The organism is Nitrospirillum goiasense (genome assembly GCF_034427435.1).
Classification (GTDB): Bacteria; Pseudomonadota; Alphaproteobacteria; order Azospirillales; family Azospirillaceae; genus Nitrospirillum.
Genome location: NZ_JAXQNP010000002.1, coordinates 1,803,080 through 1,820,017, shown reverse-complemented (window position 1 = coordinate 1,820,017; position 16,938 = coordinate 1,803,080). Strand labels below are relative to the sequence as shown.

Here is a 16,938-nt window from a genome sequence, read left to right as displayed (position 1 = left end):
TCTTTACCCTCCCCCTCTGAAAGAACTGCCTGCCCCATGGCCAAGCCCCCCAAGCCGTCCGCCCCCAAAGCCCCCGCCGTTCCCGCTGAAGACCTGTTCGCCCAGGGGGTGGAGCACCAGAACCAGGGTCGCTGGGCGGAGGCGGAGGCCGCGTACCGCGAGGTGGCGCGCCTGCTGCCGCGGGCATCGGCCGTGCATTGGAACCTGGGCACGGTGCGCAAGCATCTGGGCCTTTGGAAGGAGGCGTTGGAGTCCTTCCGCAAGGCCGTCAGCCTGGACCCCACCTGGCGGGGCCGGGACTTCAACATCGGCCTATGCCATCAAAAGCTGGGGCACGCGACCGAGGCGGCGGAGAGTTTCGCCCGCGCGGTGGCGGCGGAGCCGGACGACCCCATCAACCGCTTCAATCTGGCGGCGGCCTTGCGCGACCTGGGCCGCCTTGCCGAGGCGGTGACGCACAGCGAGATGGCGCTGGAGCTGAAGCCGGACTTCATCGAGGCGGAATTGCAGCTCAACAAGCTGCGCACCGCCCTGACGCCGCGCTGGCATGTGCCGATGATGAACGATATCGAGCGCAACGCGGCCTATGAGGCGGCCATCACCGCCGCCGTGCGCCCCGGCGACATCGTCCTGGAAATCGGCACTGGTTCCGGCCTGCTGGCCATGATGGCCGCCCGCGCCGGCGCCGCCCATGTCTACACCTGCGAGGCCGACCCGGTGATCGCGGAGACCGCGCGCACCATCATCGCCAACAACGGCTATGCCGACCGCGTCACCGTCATCGCCAAGCCCTCCACCGCCGTGACGCTGGGCACCGACCTGCCGCGCCCGGCCGACCTGCTGGTGTCGGAAATCCTGTCCAGCGACCTGCTGTCGGAGCGCGTGCTGCCGGCGGTGCGCGACGCCAAGGACCGGCTGCTGGCGCCCGGCGCCCGTATCATCCCCCAGGGCGGTGGGGTGCGCGCCCTGCTGGCGGAAAGCCGGGTGATGGAACGCACCTTCTTCGTGGAGGAGGCGTGCGGCTTCGACCTTGACGCCTTCAACCGCCTGGCGCCCCGCTCCGTCCGGCTGGAGCGCGTGGTACCGTTCAAGGCGCTGTCCGACCCCTTCCAGGCACTGACCGTGGATCTGGCCGATCCGCAGCCAGGGCAGAACTGGCGGGGGCACCTGTCGCTGCCGGTGACCGCGGATGGCCGGTGCGTCGGCCTGCTGCAATGGATCTGGCTGAAGCTATGGGACGGGGTGGAGTTCGAGAACAGCCCGCTGTCCCCCACCGAATCTTCGGGCTGGCAGCCGGGCCTCTACCTGCCGCGCCGGCCCGTGGATCTGATGGCCGGCGAAACGGTCGACATCGACGTCTTCCACGACGGCCACAATGTCTGGCTGAGCCTGAAGCGCTAAATCTAGACCACCAGGTGCCCGCGCCGCTCGGCAATGCCGATGGTGGCGTGGGTGCCGGCGTTGAATTCCAGGAAGTCGGCCTCGATGCCGTCGCTGAAGATGACGCCGTTGTCCGCCATCTCCGACACCACCTGCAGCGGCACCTGCGCCGATACGGGGCCCGCCACCAGGCTGGCGCCCGTGGTGCGGCTGGGAAACGGCTCTCGCACGAAGTAGTGCAGGCGTTCGGCGTCCCAGGGGAAGGCGGCATTGAGCGCGCCTGCCGGCGGCGCCACGCCCAGGGCCGCCGCCGCCCCAGCCCAGCCGGCGTACAGGCTTTTCAGCCATCCGGTGGACCCCATGCCGGTGGAAACGATGATGCCACTGGACGACTGCCGCTCCGTCGCCTGCCCCACCGTCAGGGTATAGCGGGCCGACGCGTGGCTGCGCGGGCCGATGAACAGGTCGTTGACGGCATAGAGGGCGACACCGGTGTTCAACTGCGCCTTGGCCATGGTGACATGCCTCACCGGCCGGCCGGCCCGCATCTCCTCCCCCATCACACGGGGTAGATCGTTGGGCTGGAAGGGCAGCAACACCCCGTCCCAGCGCCGGGCATCCGGGTTCACGCCGACGACGCGCTGGCCATCCAGGTATTTCAGCGTGTTGGCCACCAGTCCGTCCTGGCCCAGCACCACCACCACATCGTCCGCGCCGAACAGGAAGGTGCTGAGATAGCGGCGATCCAGCCGCTGCACCCGGCCGAAGCGGCGCAACGCCTCCTCCACCTGCCGCGTGGCGGCGCGGTACTGCTCCCGCTCCGCCAGGTAGTCGCCGAAATCGGCCCCCAGATGCTCAATATAGAACTGCGCCTGTTGCAGGGTGTTGAAGCGGGCGATCAATTCATCCAGCCGGGTGTCGCGCACCACCAGGATGATCTTGCGATCCTCCGCCTTGTGGCTTTCCGAAGCGGCCATGGCTCACCCCCGCGCCGCCGGTTGCAGCATTTCCCGCAGCAGGTCGGGCGAGACGTTCAACTGCCCGATCTTGGCGGCGTTGTCGGCCAGATCACGGAAGGCCAGGGCCATCAGTTGGCCAGGCTTCATCCCGACCGAGGCCAAGGCCTGTAGCACCTTGGGGTCGGCGTCGCCGAAGGCGTTCATCATGGCCGACAGGCCGTAGGCCCGGGCGTCGGCCTCCGCCTTGGCATTGGCCGTGGCCAGCGCCACCAGATCCTGGTTCTGCTGTTCAAGGCCGATCTTGCCCGCCATCTCCTCCCGCTGGATTTGCAGGCGGCGTTCCTGCACGGCCCGCTGCGCCTCCATCTCCGCCTCGCGCACTTCGCGCTTTTTGTTCTCCACCGCGATCTCGGTCGACAGTTCGTTTTCCTTGATGCGGCGTTCCTGTTCCACGGCGGCGTTGCGGCGGCTGTAGATCGCCTCGTCCGCGCGGCGCAGCAGGGCCTCGCGCGCCTCCGCCTCCAGCGCCTTGGCCGTTTCCGGCTTGGGGCGCACGGCCAGCAGCGACAGGCCCAGGATTTCCAGGCCCAAAGCCTCCAACGCGGCATTGGCGCGCAGCAAGGCGGCCACGCTGGCAACCAGCGCGTCGCTGGCGGCCAGCACCTCCGTCAGGGTCAGGGCCTGCACCTCGGCGCGCATGGCCACCTGCACCTGGTCGATCAGCCGCTGCGACAGCTTCTGCGGGTCCTCGGAGGCGTAAACGCCCTTCGGATTCAGGGTGAAATTGAGCAAAGCCGCGGTGCGCTTGGGTTCCGCCACGCGGTAGGTGATCTGGCCCTGCACCGTCACCTCCTGAAAGTCAGCGGTGACCTCGGGGAAGATGAAGGGTTCGTTCACGCTGGCGGTGGGCACCAGCATGATCGAGCTGGAGGGCGCGAAATACCAAAAGGCCAGCCCCGCCCCCTCACGCCGCACGCGGCCGTCGCGCATCTGCATCACGTATTGGGTGGGTTCGCTCTTGATGTAGCGGAAACCAAACATGGGCTCGGTCCTTGCTGCCGGTGCGGCCAGCCCCTGCCGGCCGCGGATGACCATAGCAAGCGCCACTTAGTGTCGATTGTCAACTAAGTTAGTTGGATATCGACACTAAGTGGCGGAGAGGGTAATATCCCGCCATGAAGATCCTGGACACCGCCGCCGCGCCCGCCATCGCCACCGTCGACCTCATCCTCTTCGCCCTGGGCGAAACGGGATTGGAGGTGTTGCTGATACGCCGGGGGGCTGCCCCTTTCCTGGACGCCTGGGCCCTGCCCGGCGGCTGGATCCACACGGATGAGGACGCCGACCTGGACGCGGCCGCGCACCGCATCCTGCGGGAGAAGACCGGCGTGGCGACGCCCTATATCGAGCAGTTGCAGACGGTGGGAAACGCCACCCGCGACCCGCGGGGGTGGAGCCTCAGCGTCGCCTATGTCGCCCTCATCGGCCCCGGCCAGGCGCCGGCCGTCCGGGGCGGGAACGCCGCCGACGCGGCGTGGCGGCCGGTGGAGGCGGTGCTGGCGGAAGCCGGGGATTTGGCCTTCGATCACGGCGCGTTGCTGGGCCACGCCTTGGCACGGGTGCGTCGCAAGGTGGAATACTCCACCCTGCCCGTGCACCTGCTGCCGGAGCGCTTCACCCTGAGCGACCTGCAATCGGTGTACGAGCGGGTGCTGGGCCGGCGGCTGGACAAGTCCGCTTTCCGCAAGCGCATGGCGGAGGTGGATTTCGTGGAACCGGTGCCGGGCGAGATGCGCCGGGGCAGCAACCGGCCGGCCCAGATTTACCGGTTGAAGGAAGCGCGCTCCACCGCCTTTTTCGATCGCGTCTTGTGACGGGCCGTACGCATAAGGTGGTAAAAATTCCCCCTTGCACCACCATCCCATTTAGTGGAGTCAGTTGGCATACAACACTCGGCTAAAGGGAGATGCGCGGTGGGGGCATTCGAGACGGCGACGGCGCGGCGGTCCATTCTGAAGGGGTTCGGGGCATTGGCGGTGGGTGCCAGCCTACCGGCCAAGGCGCAGCAATTGCTGGCCGCCCCAGGGGAGGAACTGCACGCGCAACTGCATTGTCCATCCAAAGGCGCCTGGTCCGACTTGGCCAGGGCGCTGAAGGGGGCTCTGGTCATGCCGGGCGATCCGTTCTTCGGCGACTATTACCGCCCGAACAACCTACGCTTCATCAAACGCCCGTCGGGCATCGCCCGGTGTGACTCGGTCGATGACGTGGCCGCCTGCGTGAGCTGGGCGCGAAAGACGGGCACGCCGTTCGCCGTACGGTCCGGCGGGCACAATTATGCCGGCTATTCCAACACCACGGGCTTGCTGATCGACCTGTCCCGCCTGACCGGAATCACCAAGGTCGACGAAAAAACCGGCTTGGTCACGATTTCCGGCGGCTCCATCAACTCCATGGTCTACAAGGGCTTGGAGCGGCTGGGCCGCACCATCACCCACGGCCGCTGCGACGGGGTTGGTGCCGCGGGCTTCCTGCTGGGCGGCGGCATCGGCTTCAACATGCGTCTTTACGGCATCGGCTCGGACCTGCTGGAAAGCACCGATCTCATCCTCGCCGATGGAAGGACAGTCACCGCCCAAGGGGGCGACGACCTGCTGTGGGCCTGCCAGGGCGGCGGCGGCGGCAATTTCGGCATCAATACCAGCTTCACGCTGAAGACCTTCAAGATCGAAACGCCGGTGACGGTGTTCAAACTGACCTGGAATACAAACCTGGCAACGGTTCTTCACAGCCTGCTGGAAAACCTACAGGACGCCCCGAAAGGCTTTGGCAGCAAGATTTCCGTGACCGTCCCCGCGCGTGGCGCCAATTGCTCCGGCCCCGGCGACGGGATGACCGTTTCCGTGCTGGGCCAGGCCCACTTTGACCAAGCCGCGGTGGAAAAGCTGTTCGGCGACCTTTGGCAATCGGCGAGCGAGCGTAAGGTTGAGGCCAATCAACCCTATTGGCAGGCGCAGGACTTCCTGTCGGAGACGACCTTCCCCTACTATTACCGGGAAAAGTCGACATTCGTGAAACAGGGATCCCTGACCGAGGACACGCTGACGGCGATGATCGAATCCGCCCGCGCCATGCCCCGGACCAGCATGGCCTCGGCCTTCAAGTTCTTCCAGGTCGGCGGGGCAATAAATGACACGGCGCCGGAGGCGACTGCCTTCGTGCATCGCGGCTTCGACTGGCTGTTCTCCAGCGAAGTCAATTGGTGGGAGCCCACGGATCCGGAGTCCCTGATCAAGGAGGCCCTGGCGTGGCAGGACGGGTTCTATGCCACCGTGCTGAAGCGCACCCAGGCGCTGGGCGCCTACCAGAACTTCCCCGACCCATCCTTGGGGGACTGGAAGCAAGCCTATTATCAGCAGAACTACGCGCGTCTGCAAAAGGTGAAGAAGGCCGTCGATCCCAAGAGCCTGTTCACCTACGCCCAGGCGATCACACCGGCCTGATCGGCAAACCAGGCGGCGGCGACAGGGGCGCCGCCGCCTGAAAAAACAGGTACGCTCAGTCGTCCAGCATGCCGGCCAGCTTCAGGGCGACACCCATGTCGCCCTGGACCTTTAGCTTGCCGAAGGTGAAGGCCAGGGTGGGGCTGAGCTTGCCTTCGCTGAGCTTCACGAAGTCGGACAGGGAGATCTTCAGCGTGGTGTTCACATCCACCGGGTCGCGCGACACGGTGGGCACCTTGGTCGCGTCCAGGAACAGGGCCCCATCGGCGCCGAAGTCGAACTTCACCTTGGCCCCCAGGCCGGTGAACTGGGAAAGCGAGGCGCGCATCTTGGCTTCAAGCTGATCGAAGGTCATGGGGGCAGGTTCCTTGGCATACGGTGCTGAACGGGTGTTGCACCGCATATAAGGGGCCGTTGGCCGGCCAATTCCACTTTTTTCCGCCCCGCGCCGCTCAGCCCTTCAGCAAGTCCAGGTAACGTAAACTGGCAACCAAGTCGGCCTTCAACGACTGGCGCCGGTCCTTGGCCTCATCATCCTCGCCCCACAGCTCGATTTGGAACGACTCGTCGAGTTCCGCCAGGTCGAACGCCTGGTCGGCGTCGATGCGCCCCTCGAACAGGGCCAGCCCCAGGACCAGGGACCCGGTCAGGGCCACGGCGTTCTGCACGCCGGTCAACTGCCAGTCGTCCAAGTCCTCCAGCGCGCGCTTCAAGGCGTTCAGGGCCGCCGGGTCCTGGGCGCGGTGCATGATGCCGGTGGTGACCTGCAGCAGGGCGTCATAGCGCAACGCCGCCCAATCCAGCAGCGGCTGCCAGGCCTTGGCCTGCCGTTCCGCCAGCTTGGCCGGCTCCGCCGCGCGATAGCACAGCAGGTCCGTGCCGCCGTAGTCCGCGGCACCGTCCAGGATGGTGGCGCGCTGCGGCCCCACCCGGTCTACGCAGGTGGAGGCCAGCTGCATCATGGGCATGCCGGCCGGCACCACCGTTTCGCCCTGGGCATCCCATTCGGCGGCCACGGCCTGCGCCAACGCCTGCGTCGGCAATACCAGGTCGGCCTTGGCCGGCGACTTCAGGAGATGGGCGTCCAGCCGCACCTGCCAACCGGTCTTGCCCTCCGCCGCCGCCGGAACCACGGCCACGGTCTTGTAAATGCGCTTCATTCGTTCAGGTCCATTTTCATACCGCGTCCAGAACTTCACACCGTGACCAGCGCGGCCACCGCCGCCGGAACCTCGGCATAGTCATGGCAAACGCGGGCGGCACCGGCCGCCAGCAGATTTTCGGGGCGTGATAGCCCCAGGCCACGCCCAGGGCGGCGGCGCCGGCGGCGCGCGCCATCATCATGTCATAGCTGGTGTCGCCGATGACCACGGTGGTGGCGGGGTCGGCGCCGGCCTCCGCCATGGCCCGCAGCGCCATGTCCGGCGCCGGCTTGCCCGCGGCGCGATCCGCCGTCTGCAAGGTGAGGAAGCGCCCGCTCAGCCCGTGCTGCTCCAGGGTCGCCACCAGGCCGCGATGGGACTTGCCGGTGGCGATGCCCAGCAGGAAGCCCGCCGCCTCCAGCGCGTCCAGGGCCGGCACCAGGCCGGGATACAACGGTTCCACCGCGCCGCCCCGCTCCCGGTTCTCGAAGAACGCGGCCTTGTAGGCGGCGGCGATGCCGGCCACGGCGCCCGGCCCCACCCCCTCGGGCAGCAGGCCCAGGATGGCCACGTCCAGGGACAGTCCGACTTGCCGGCGCACCGCCTCGTCCTGCGGCGGGGCCAGCCCCTGCGCGGCGAAGCCGGCGGCCATGGCGGCGATGATGGCATGCTGGCTGTCCACCAGCGTGCCGTCACAATCGAACAGGGCCAAGCGGTTGAAACCGGACATGGGACAGCCCCGGCATCACGCGTAGCTGGCGAACGGGTCGCCATCGTTCATATCGAAACCGAAATAATCCCAGGTCTGCGCCATATGCGGCGGCAGGGGGGCCGACACGTCGATGGGTTTGCCGCCCCGCGGGTTGGGAATGATAATGCGGCGGGCATGCAGGTGCAGTTGGCGCGACAGGGCGGCGCCACCGGGCAGGAAAGCCTCCTGCCCCGCATATTTGCCGTCGCCCAGGATAGGCGTGCCGATGGCCATCATGTGGGCGCGCAGCTGGTGGGTGCGGCCCGTCAGCGGCCACAGGGCCACGAACGCGGCGTGGCGGTGCGCGTTCTCGATGACCTGGTACAGGGTGACGGCGCGGGCGCCCTCATCCTCATCCACCGCCATGCGCTCGCCACGCGTGCCGGCCTCCTTGGCCAGGGCGGCGTCGATCTTGCCCTGGTGCTGCTTGGGAACGCCCACGGTGACGGCCCAGTAATATTTGCGCGCGTCCTTGCCGCGGAAATAGCCGGCCAGCCGGGTGGCGGCGAAGCTGCTGCGCGCCAGCACCAGGCAGCCGCTGGTGTCCTTGTCCAGGCGGTGGACCAGCTTGGGCCGTTCCTTCCCGTCGAAGGTCAGCACGTCCAGCATGGCGTCCAGGTGCTTGTTCTGGCCGGTGCCGCCCTGCACCGCCAGGCCGGCGGGCTTGTTCAGCACGATGACGTCGCTGTCGCGGTACAGCACCGCGTCGCGCAGCGCCTTCACCTCCTTGTCCGACAGCAGCGGCCGCTCCTTGCGCGTCACGGCGCCCGGCGCCAGGGGCGCCAACTCGGGCATGGGGGGAATGCGCACGGTCTGCCCGGCCTCCAGCCGGGTGGCGCCCTTGACACGGCCGCCATCCACCCGCACCTGGCCGGTGCGCAACAGCTTTTCCAACTGGATATGGCTCAGCGCCGGGTAATGCCGCTTGAACCAGCGATCCAGACGCATCTCCGCCTCATCGGCGGTCACGGTCCGCGTCTCGACCTTACGGCCACCCTCTTCACTCATGTCACCACCGCACGTACCAGGGCCATGCCCACGAAAAGTCCACCGACGCCGACCACCAGCGTCGCCATAAAATACAACATCGCCACCATCCAGTCGTCCCGCGACACCAGCATGCCGATGTCCAGCGAGAAGGACGAGAAGGTGGTGAAGCCACCCAGCACCCCGACCACCAGGAAGGTGCGCAGTTCCGGCGTCGGGCTCCACACCCGCGCCGTCAACTCCGCCAGCACGCCCATGACCAGCGAGCCCAGCACGTTCACGAACAGGGTGCCCCAGGGGAAATCCAGCCCCAGCAGGCGCCCCAGCCAGATCTGCGACAGATACCGCAGGACCGAGCCCAAGGCACCGCCCACGGCGACGGCCATAACCTGGATCATGTTCCACCCCCGGCGGGACCATCGCGCAAGACGGCCTCGACATCGCCGGACATATCGCCGGTGACGCCAAAAATCCATCCTTCACGCCGCGCCGTTCCGGTGTCCAGCCCCTTGGGCGCCCAGACATCGTCCCGCACCGCCCAACGCATCATGCCGGCGGCGGCGATCATGGCATCGCCCGCGTGGTCGTCAAAGGTTGGTGGTGCCGCCGTGCCCGCATGGCTGCCCCCATCCTGCTCCGTTCCATCCTGGCTCGCCAGGCCACACTCCAGCCGGGCCAGCGCCGCCGCCATGGCGGACCAGTCACGGATCTTGGCCAGGCCATGGGCGCGGCGGCGGAACAGGGTGGGATAAATCTCCGTCACCACCGACGCCGCCCCACCATCGGTGGCCAACGGGGCCTGGGCCGGCCACACCGCCAGCCCCTTCCCCATCCGATCCTTCAGATAGCGCAGGGCGCGCATGCCAGCCAGGGAGGCCTTGCCCACCTGCTTGGACGCGGAGGCCAGGTTGAAGACGGAAACGGGCGTGCCCATCCCGGTGCGCGCGGCCACCAACTCCACCAGCCGGCGCTTGCCACCGCCCTCGGCGTCGGTCCAATGCGGGGGACGGCGCCCCGCCACCCAGAAGCTGGGACCCAGGCGCGGATCGGCCAGCGCCGGGGTGCCACAGAAATCGTCCGCGCCGGGGCCGGCCCCGGCGGCCATGTCCACCAAATCCCAGAGGGCGAAAAGGTCATCAACGCCAGCGGCGCGACCATCGAGATAGCCCGTGCCCGGGACATACGGCAGGGCGAAGCCACAATCGATGCCCACCAAGGCCCGGGTGCCCATCTGGCGATGTCGCAGCAGCCGGTCGCCGACCCAGTCCATGGCGGCCCGCCGGGTCCAGTGCCGACCGGGGGAAGGCACCAGGCGCACGACGCCATCGTCCGGGCGCACCCAGGCGATGGCGATACCCCGGGCGGGTAAGGCCCCCGTCCAATCGATACCGATATATTCATCGAAGACGGGCACCGTCTTTCCCCTCAAACCCCTGACCAGCCTTACTATTATACACCGGCAACGGCGTGCCGCGCATCGTGGGGCCCACCTGTCCAGCCCCCTGTCGCGCCTACCTCTGTCCGGATTGCAACGGATGCGCGCATGGGAAGCGGTCAGGCAACAGTTGGCAGGACGGTCCCACGTGGTAAGCTATATGACCGTCGCTGCGGAGTTCTTCCCGTGCTCGCCCGTACCTGGCCTTCCCCCATTCGCCCGCTGCATGCCCTCTTCGGCCCGGCCGCCCTTGCGCTGACGGTTCTCGCCGCCCCCGCCGTGTCGGCCCAGACCAGCGCCCAACCCGCCACAGCGGGGCAGCCGGCCGCACAGCAGCCGGACGCCCCGAAGCCGGGCCTGGACAAGAATGGCCTGCCGACCTCGGTGGTCAAGGTGGCGGCGCCGCCCAAGGACCCGGAGGCGGTGGAACCGCCCCGCACCGACGGCCCCATCGACGACATCATCATCACGGCGCCCCAGTTCGGCAACCGCGACGAGGTCGAGGCCTTCCATAAGGCGGAGTTCGAGCGCCTGGACAAAATCTACGGCAAGCACGAGGAAAAGCGCAGCCGGGGCGACAACTTGACCAAGTCACCGGAAACCAATACCGGCACCACCCGCGACGGCCCCATCACCCTGGACCGCTAAGTCAAGGTCAGGCGCGGGGCCCCCGTCGCGTCCTAGGGCGGCCGTGCCTTACGGCAGGGCGATGTCGCTGATGTCGCGCCCTTGGGCATGGGCCAGGGCCGCCATCGCCAGGGCGTGGTCCTCGCGCTGCGGCAGGCCCGAAACGGTCAAGGCGCCGATGCACCCCGCCCCTTGGACCACCAGGGGCACCGCCCCGCCATGGGTGGCGTAGTCGCGGTGGGGCAATCCGCTCTTGGCTTCCAGCGTCGTTCCCTGCTGCGCCAGGGCAAGGCCGATGGCGTAGGAACTGCGGGCGAAGTGCAGCGCGGTGTTGCGCTTGCGCCGGACCCAATCATCGTGGTCCGGCGTGGCCGGTCCCACCGTGAGGCGCAGCATCTGCTGACGATGCAGCGAAACATCCACCACCAGCACCCCGTCACGCGCCAGCCCCGCTTGGCGCAACCACGTGCCCAGGGCCCACGCCTCTTCCTGCCCGAACTGGGTGAACACCAGGCGTTCTTCCTGCAAGGCGATGAGGCGCAGATCGTCGTCGGGGGACATGGGCGGGCTCTCCGGTGCGGGTGTCGTCGGGACGCACGGTAGCGCCTTCGATGGGGGAGGCCCAGCGCGGCGGCGACGCGTCAGCGCTCCACCACGATGGTGACCCGGCGGTTGGCGGCGCGGTCGTGCGGGTCCAGCGGCTTGGTGTCGGCGTACCCCACGGCACGCAGCCGTCCGGGCTCTACCCCATCGGCGATCAATTCCCGCACCACGGCGGTGGCCCGTGCGGAGGACAGTTCCCAATTGGTGGGGAATCGGGCCGTGGAGATGGCCACGTCGTCCGTGTGTCCCTCGACCGTGACCTCCCCGGTCATGGCCCGCAGGCTGTGGGCGACCGCCCCCAGCAATTGGCGGCCCGGCGCCGCCAGATCGGCCTTGCCGGAGGCGAAAAGGATGCGGTCCTTGATGGCGATGGTCAGCTTGCGATCCGAGAGGATGACATCCAGGCCCGCCGGGCGGCCGGCGGCCTCCAACTGGTTCAGCAGGTCCCGCGCCGCCGGCGACAAGACCTCCCCGTTCCCCTCCTCCTCCCCGTCGGCCGGTGCCGGCGCGGACGGCACCGGCAGCCCGGTGACCGCTATGGTGGGAAGGGCGGCGATCGGCCCCCCGTCCAGCGAGGGGCCTTGCGCCAGGGCGGCGCCCCCCGTGGCCCGATTGGTGGCCCCGTTGGTGGCGGCCACCTGGGCGGCGGCATCGGGCGCCCGGTTCTTGACGCCCAGGATGGCCACCATGCCCAGGAACACGACCATCAGCAGGGTGACCATGTCCATGTAGCTGATGATCCACTCCTCCGACTCCTCGACGGGGGGCGGCAAGGTGGTGAACTTCGCGGGGTCGGGACGTTTGGCGGGGGCACCGGCCGGCGCCATGCCGGCCTTGGGGCCCGCCATCCCTTGGGTCTGCCAAAAGTCTGTCATTCTTGTCTGTGGGACCAGGTTACTGGGAATTTCAGGCACCTGCCCGGCGCCCCTGAACCGGCGCCCGATCAAGAGCCAACATCCCGACAGGAAGATCAGTCAGGGTGATGTCAGTCCCACAAGGCTAATGATCTCTCAAAAATCCGGATTGATTCAAATCATAACCAGGAGAATTTTAAGCATTATATAATAACGCTGGCGCAAATATGAGAATCAGACACCATTCTTGTCGCAGGGAAGGCCCGTCATGGCCAGAAAAATAGCAAATATACTAGACGATATTGGCAGTATTATACAGAACAGCGCGCCCCGCCGGGCCGCCCTGCTTGATCTTTCCGGCATCGCGGATGCCTGTGAACCCGTTATTCACAGGATCATGGACAGCGAACTAAAGGCTGTCACAATCCCGGCCGGCCACGCCGTTAGGATTAATACTTATAGGATAGGCCCCTACGGCTGGCTTCTTGTCGGCGATACACGCAGCGCCGGGACCCTGCTGGCCGCCGTCGACCGGGTGCGCTCGGTCTTCGCCGACGCCCACCAGGGGAAGGTCGACGTCCACTGGTTCGACCTCCCCCGGGAGGCGAAGGCCCTGGTCGCCTGCCTGCGCACCCTGACGGGGGAGGGCTCGTTGCTGTCGCCCGCCCCCGCGACCGATGAGTTGGCGGCCCTGTTACGCATCGAACGGGGGCTGCATGGCACGGATTTATCCTCGCTGGTGCGGCGCCACCCCATCTACCGCGTCAGCGATGACGCCGCCTCGCTGGAACCGATCATGCTGGAGCAAACGGTGGATCTGGCGGCCTTGGAACGTCTGTTCCAGGTCACCGTCGTCGGGGTTCCGTGGATGCACGCCCGCGTGACCGAAGTGCTGGACCAGCGGATGCTGCGGCATCTGTTGCATGAGGACGCGTCCTCCCGCCTGCCCATCGCCGTGAAGCTTCATGCCGGCACTGTGCGCAACGGAACCTTCGCCGCGCTGCTGGACGAGTTGCCCGCCCATTGGCACGCCCGCCTGGCCATCGAACTGCCCTACGCCGAGTGGCTGGTGGCGCCGGACGCGGTGGGGGAAGCGCTGCGAATCGGCCGCCTGCGGCAATGCCTGATGGTGCTGGACCATGTGCCCCTGGATCGCGCGGCGGACTTGCCCTTGCCCAAGGACGTGCTGTTGCGCCTGATGCCGGCGCTGCCCAATGGTCCGGACGGAACCGCCGCGCCGCTGCGCGCCCACGACGTGCCCACCGCGGCCGCCCTGCGCCATGCGTTGCGCGTGCTGGGGGCGGAGCGCTGCATCCTCACCCATTGCGACAGCCTGGCCGTGGTGCACAGCGCGCTGGAGGCCGGCGTGCGCATGCTGCAGGGGCAGGCCGTCGCCGACTTCGCGGAGATGCGGGCCCAGATCACCCCCGCCGCGACGTCGGAGGCCAAGGCCGGAACGCCGGAGGACGGACCGGCGGGGGATGACGCGGCGGCGGCGGAATCGGAAACGCCGTCCTCCGGCCTCAGCCCCTGGGGCCGGATGCTGGGCTGGCTGCACCTCACCCGCGGTGGGGTTGACGCAGGGATGGAAAGGGGACTGCTGGGAGACGGCCCGACCCGGATCTGACCTTCGGGACCAAGGCCCGCGCTAGCCTAACCCCTTCCTTGGGGGTATCACTGCGGCATGGCACCCGAGGCACCCAGGACCAAAGGCATGCGCACCGTCGGGGAGGTCCTGACGGTGGCGCTGGATCATCACCGGGCGGGCCGCCTGGCGGATGCCAGCGCCCTGTACGCCTCGCTGTTGGCGCAGGAGCCGGAGCAGCCGGACGCCCTGCACCTGATGGGTGTCGCCACCGCCCAGGCGGGACGGCCGGCGGAAGCTGAAGCGCTGATCGCGCGGGCCATCGCGCGGCAGCCGGGCGTGGCGGATTACCACGCCAACCACGCCCAGGTGCTGGACACGCTGGGCCGCGCGGACGAGGCCCTGACGGCCTACACCCAGGCCCTGCGCCTGAATCCCAACCATCCTGACGCGCTGCGCAACATGGCCCGCCTGCTGGCCCGGCTGGAACGCCTGTCCGCCGCCGCCGACGCCCTGCGCGCCTGCGTGGAACGGACGCCGGACGACCTGCCCCTGGTAACGGAACTGGCCCGCCTGTGCGAGCGGCTGGGCCGCGCCGGCGAGGCGGAGTCCTGGTATCGGCACATCCTGGCGCGCGATCCCTTCGACATCCTGGCGCTGAACAATTTGGGCGAGCTGCGGCGACGTGGCGGCGACACGGCGGAGGCGGTCAGCCTGCTGACCCGCGCCGTGGGCGTGGCACCGGACGCGCCCCTGCCCCGCTGCGCCCTGGCCAACACCCTGACCAGCCTGTCCCGTTTCGAGGAAGCGGAGGCCCAATTGGTGGAGGCGGTGCGGCGGCGGCCGGACGTCCTGCTGCCCCACCGCGACCTGGGCGTGCTGTTGCGGCTGCTGGGCCGGACGGAGGAGGCGCTGGAGGCCTTCCAGGCGGCGGTGGGCCTGGCGCCCAAGGACCCGGTGGTCAATTTCGGCGCGGCCCTGTGCCTGCTGCGCCTGGGCCGGTATCGCGAGGGCTTCGAGTCCTATCACTGGCGCTGGCCATCGGCCGCCAAGCCGCCCCGGCATCAGGAGCTGCCCGCCTGGGCCGGCGCAACCCCGGCGGGGCTGCGCCTGCTGGTTTGGCATGAACAGGGGGTGGGCGATACGCTGATGTGCCTGCGCTTCCTGCCCCTGCTGGCCAGTGCCGGCGCCCGGCTGACCATCGAGGTGCCGGCCGGCCTGGCCCCGCTGGTGGCGGCTCAGGGATATGGCGCCGTGGTGGTGGATGCGCAGACCTCCGTGCCGGGCACGGCCCCCCTTGCACCGCCGCCGTGGGATGCGCAGGTGCCCATGATGGACCTGCCCGGCCGCTTCTGCCCCGATCCCGCCGCCGTGCCCTGGACGGGGCCCTATATCAAGGCCGACCCTGGCCGGAAGCTGCGCTGGGGTCAAATGCTGGGCGCCAAACGGGGCCGCCTGCGCGTCGGCCTGTTCTGGCAGGGCAATCCGGAATTCCCGGACGACCGCTGGCGCTCCCCCGGCCTGCCCCCCCTGTTGCCCCTGCTGGACGTACCGGACGTGGAGTTCATCAGCCTGCAGATGGGGCCCGCCAAGGCCGCCCTGACCGATCCGGCCATCCCGCCCGGCCGCATCCGCGACGCCGCCGCCTCCATCCGCGACTGGGCCGACACCGCCGCCCTGGTGGCCGGGCTGGACCTGGTCATCGGCTCCGACAGCGCCTGCATCCACCTGGCCGGCGCGCTCAACGTGCCGGCCTTCCTGCTGCTGTCCCCCACCACCGACTGGCGCTGGCATGATACCGGCGACAGCAGCCCGTGGTATCCCAGCCTGCGCCTGTTCCGGCAAACCCGCCTGGGCGATTGGTCGGCGCCGGTGGCGGCGGTCAAGGCGGCGTTGGCGGAGAGGGTAACGGCCCGCTGACCGGGTGGCTTAGGGGCCGCTCCCTGGCACCTTTAGCTGCTTCGGCGCCTCATCAGGAGAGGATTCGCCGTCGTCCTCATCCAAGATTCTCGTCACCAGCACATGGATGTCCCAGCGGTGGATGATCCTCCATTTGTTGAAAGCTTTGAGCAGTAGCCGTTCGCCTCCGCTGTTGTAGGAGGAATAGCGAATCTGTGCGAGGTGCCAGAGAGGTATCTCCACCCGCGTTACGTCGATGAGCGCCATATGGCCCCCACCGTCGTCCGAAGCATTGCGATATCCAATGGCACATGTCCGGTCCCGCTTCGACGTTGGGGGACAAGACAGGAGAGTCACCTCCGGCCGCCGTTTGCGCAACGCCGCCAGGAGATCGTCTGGAAAAATGCGTCCATAATAAGAAAGGTAAGTTGGCCCCTCACGACCGAAATGCCCAAGAGCGTCGGCCAACCCTTCCACCAGGGCCTCGTTTTCCGGCAGGTGGTCATCAGCATCCGCGATGTAGTCCAGGTCCGCCGCCTTCCACAGCAGCACCAACATGACGACGGCGGTGGTCAGCGACAGGCCCAGCCACACCGCGATACGCACCAGCCAACGCAGCATGCGCCTGCCCATCAGTACGCCGCTGCCACCAAGTTGTTGAACGTCGGCAGGCGTTGGAAGCCAAGCGCAAACGCCATTTTCCCGGGCAGGACGACGCACAGCGACAGCGCCAGCACCGCCCAGACCACGCGACGCCGCAGCGGGCGTGAGGCGTTGAAACCAATGCCCGTCGTCAGGAATACGACCACCCAAATGATGAGCGGCCAGATGACGAACCCAAAAATGTCGGCGCCATGGCTGAAGTGCGTCAACGTTCCCGCCACGTGCCAGCCGAAACCGTAGACCAAGCCCCAGAACAGGTTTTGCAAACCATGCTCACCATTACCATCCGGCAGGAAGGTGAAAAAGGTGGCCATGAAATAGGACAGCAGGGCGATGCCGGCCCTGACCGCGCGCTGGTTCCAAATGGTCACACCCGCCCCCAAGCGTTCGTTCCGTTGATGCTCATTCTGGCGCCGTTCCATCGACCCGCAAGACTTTTCGGGCGCCTGGGGCGCCAACCTGCCCGCATGGCAATACCGCATTGCACACACCAATGCTGCATCTGCGAACGACTTTGGCTACCGTTGTCCGGACCCTTCGTTCGCCTATT

General features: G+C 67.9%; 18 protein-coding genes. 6 read left to right on the top strand and 12 right to left on the bottom strand.

Features of this window, described 5'->3' with window-relative positions; translation table 11 throughout:
- Positions 1-36 precede the first annotated feature (36 nt).
- Positions 37-1,401 carry a tetratricopeptide repeat protein gene (locus ULB03_RS11020; RefSeq protein ID WP_322483158.1) on the top strand — a complete coding sequence of 455 codons (1,365 nt, stop codon included), beginning with the start codon at positions 37-39 and terminating at the stop codon, positions 1,399-1,401.
- 2 nt (positions 1,402-1,403) lie between these two features.
- Here ULB03_RS11020 and ULB03_RS11015 read toward each other — a convergent pair whose 3' ends face one another.
- Together ULB03_RS11015 and ULB03_RS11010 are read right to left on the bottom strand one after the other, a co-directional pair.
- The gene (locus ULB03_RS11015) at positions 1,404-2,357 is read right to left on the bottom strand and encodes a diacylglycerol kinase catalytic domain-containing protein (protein ID WP_322483157.1); all 954 of its coding nucleotides are present in this window, start codon (positions 2,355-2,357) and stop codon (positions 1,404-1,406) included.
- Between the two features lie 3 nt (positions 2,358-2,360).
- Positions 2,361-3,380, bottom strand: coding sequence for an SPFH domain-containing protein (locus tag ULB03_RS11010; protein WP_322483156.1), 1,020 nt, complete (start codon positions 3,378-3,380; stop codon positions 2,361-2,363).
- A gap of 134 nt (positions 3,381-3,514) precedes the next feature.
- Here ULB03_RS11010 and ULB03_RS11005 point away from each other — a divergent pair, with 134 nt between their 5' ends.
- Positions 3,515-4,213 (top strand): NUDIX hydrolase, encoded by a 699-nt coding sequence (locus ULB03_RS11005; protein ID WP_322483155.1) that lies wholly within the window; start codon positions 3,515-3,517, stop codon positions 4,211-4,213.
- A gap of 99 nt (positions 4,214-4,312) precedes the next feature.
- Complete coding sequence (locus ULB03_RS11000; protein ID WP_322483154.1) at positions 4,313-5,842, top strand: FAD-binding oxidoreductase; 1,530 nt, start codon at positions 4,313-4,315, stop codon at positions 5,840-5,842.
- Between the two features lie 55 nt (positions 5,843-5,897).
- Here the strand turns inward: ULB03_RS11000 and ULB03_RS10995 are convergent, their stop codons facing one another.
- From ULB03_RS10995 to ULB03_RS10970, 6 genes are all read right to left on the bottom strand, one after another.
- Positions 5,898-6,197 (bottom strand): SCP2 sterol-binding domain-containing protein, encoded by a 300-nt coding sequence (locus ULB03_RS10995; RefSeq protein ID WP_145729983.1) that lies wholly within the window; start codon positions 6,195-6,197, stop codon positions 5,898-5,900.
- 97 nt (positions 6,198-6,294) lie between these two features.
- Positions 6,295-7,002 (bottom strand): ATP12 family chaperone protein, encoded by a 708-nt coding sequence (locus tag ULB03_RS10990; protein ID WP_322483153.1) that lies wholly within the window; start codon positions 7,000-7,002, stop codon positions 6,295-6,297.
- A 16-nt stretch (positions 7,003-7,018) separates the two neighbouring features.
- A complete protein-coding gene (locus ULB03_RS10985) occupies positions 7,019-7,714 on the bottom strand; it encodes an HAD-IA family hydrolase (RefSeq protein ID WP_322483152.1) in 696 nt (231 codons plus the stop codon).
- A 15-nt stretch (positions 7,715-7,729) separates the two neighbouring features.
- Positions 7,730-8,743, bottom strand: coding sequence for an RluA family pseudouridine synthase (locus ULB03_RS10980; protein WP_322483151.1), 1,014 nt, complete (start codon positions 8,741-8,743; stop codon positions 7,730-7,732).
- Positions 8,740-9,120 carry a fluoride efflux transporter CrcB gene (gene crcB, locus ULB03_RS10975; protein ID WP_322483150.1) on the bottom strand — a complete coding sequence of 127 codons (381 nt, stop codon included), beginning with the start codon at positions 9,118-9,120 and terminating at the stop codon, positions 8,740-8,742. Before crcB ends, ULB03_RS10980 begins: the two co-directional genes overlap by 4 nt.
- On the bottom strand, positions 9,117-10,136 hold the full coding sequence (locus ULB03_RS10970; protein ID WP_322483149.1) for a hypothetical protein: 1,020 nt from the start codon (positions 10,134-10,136) through the stop codon (positions 9,117-9,119). The genes crcB and ULB03_RS10970 overlap by 4 nt, the downstream gene beginning before the upstream one ends.
- A gap of 207 nt (positions 10,137-10,343) precedes the next feature.
- Here ULB03_RS10970 and ULB03_RS10965 point away from each other — a divergent pair, with 207 nt between their 5' ends.
- Complete coding sequence (locus tag ULB03_RS10965; RefSeq protein WP_322483148.1) at positions 10,344-10,805, top strand: hypothetical protein; 462 nt, start codon at positions 10,344-10,346, stop codon at positions 10,803-10,805.
- A 48-nt stretch (positions 10,806-10,853) separates the two neighbouring features.
- Here ULB03_RS10965 and ULB03_RS10960 read toward each other — a convergent pair whose 3' ends face one another.
- Together ULB03_RS10960 and ULB03_RS10955 are read right to left on the bottom strand one after the other, a co-directional pair.
- A complete protein-coding gene (locus ULB03_RS10960; protein WP_322483147.1) occupies positions 10,854-11,345 on the bottom strand; it encodes a heme-degrading domain-containing protein in 492 nt (163 codons plus the stop codon).
- Positions 11,346-11,425: 80 nt separating this feature from the next.
- On the bottom strand, positions 11,426-12,235 hold the full coding sequence (locus tag ULB03_RS10955; RefSeq protein WP_322483146.1) for an OmpA/MotB family protein: 810 nt from the start codon (positions 12,233-12,235) through the stop codon (positions 11,426-11,428).
- A gap of 403 nt (positions 12,236-12,638) precedes the next feature.
- On the opposite strand from ULB03_RS10955, the gene ULB03_RS10950 reads away from it, so the two are divergent.
- Both ULB03_RS10950 and ULB03_RS10945 read left to right on the top strand, forming a co-directional pair.
- On the top strand, positions 12,639-13,868 hold the full coding sequence (locus ULB03_RS10950; protein ID WP_322483145.1) for a hypothetical protein: 1,230 nt from the start codon (positions 12,639-12,641) through the stop codon (positions 13,866-13,868).
- Between the two features lie 87 nt (positions 13,869-13,955).
- Positions 13,956-15,746 (top strand): tetratricopeptide repeat protein, encoded by a 1,791-nt coding sequence (locus ULB03_RS10945; RefSeq protein ID WP_322483144.1) that lies wholly within the window; start codon positions 13,956-13,958, stop codon positions 15,744-15,746.
- 9 nt (positions 15,747-15,755) lie between these two features.
- Here the strand turns inward: ULB03_RS10945 and ULB03_RS10940 are convergent, their stop codons facing one another.
- Together ULB03_RS10940 and ULB03_RS10935 are read right to left on the bottom strand one after the other, a co-directional pair.
- Positions 15,756-16,346, bottom strand: a complete 591-nt coding sequence (locus ULB03_RS10940; RefSeq protein WP_322483143.1) for a hypothetical protein — start codon at positions 16,344-16,346, stop codon at positions 15,756-15,758.
- A gap of 11 nt (positions 16,347-16,357) precedes the next feature.
- Positions 16,358-16,759, bottom strand: coding sequence for a hypothetical protein (locus ULB03_RS10935; RefSeq protein WP_322483142.1), 402 nt, complete (start codon positions 16,757-16,759; stop codon positions 16,358-16,360).
- Positions 16,760-16,938: the final 179 nt, after the last annotated feature.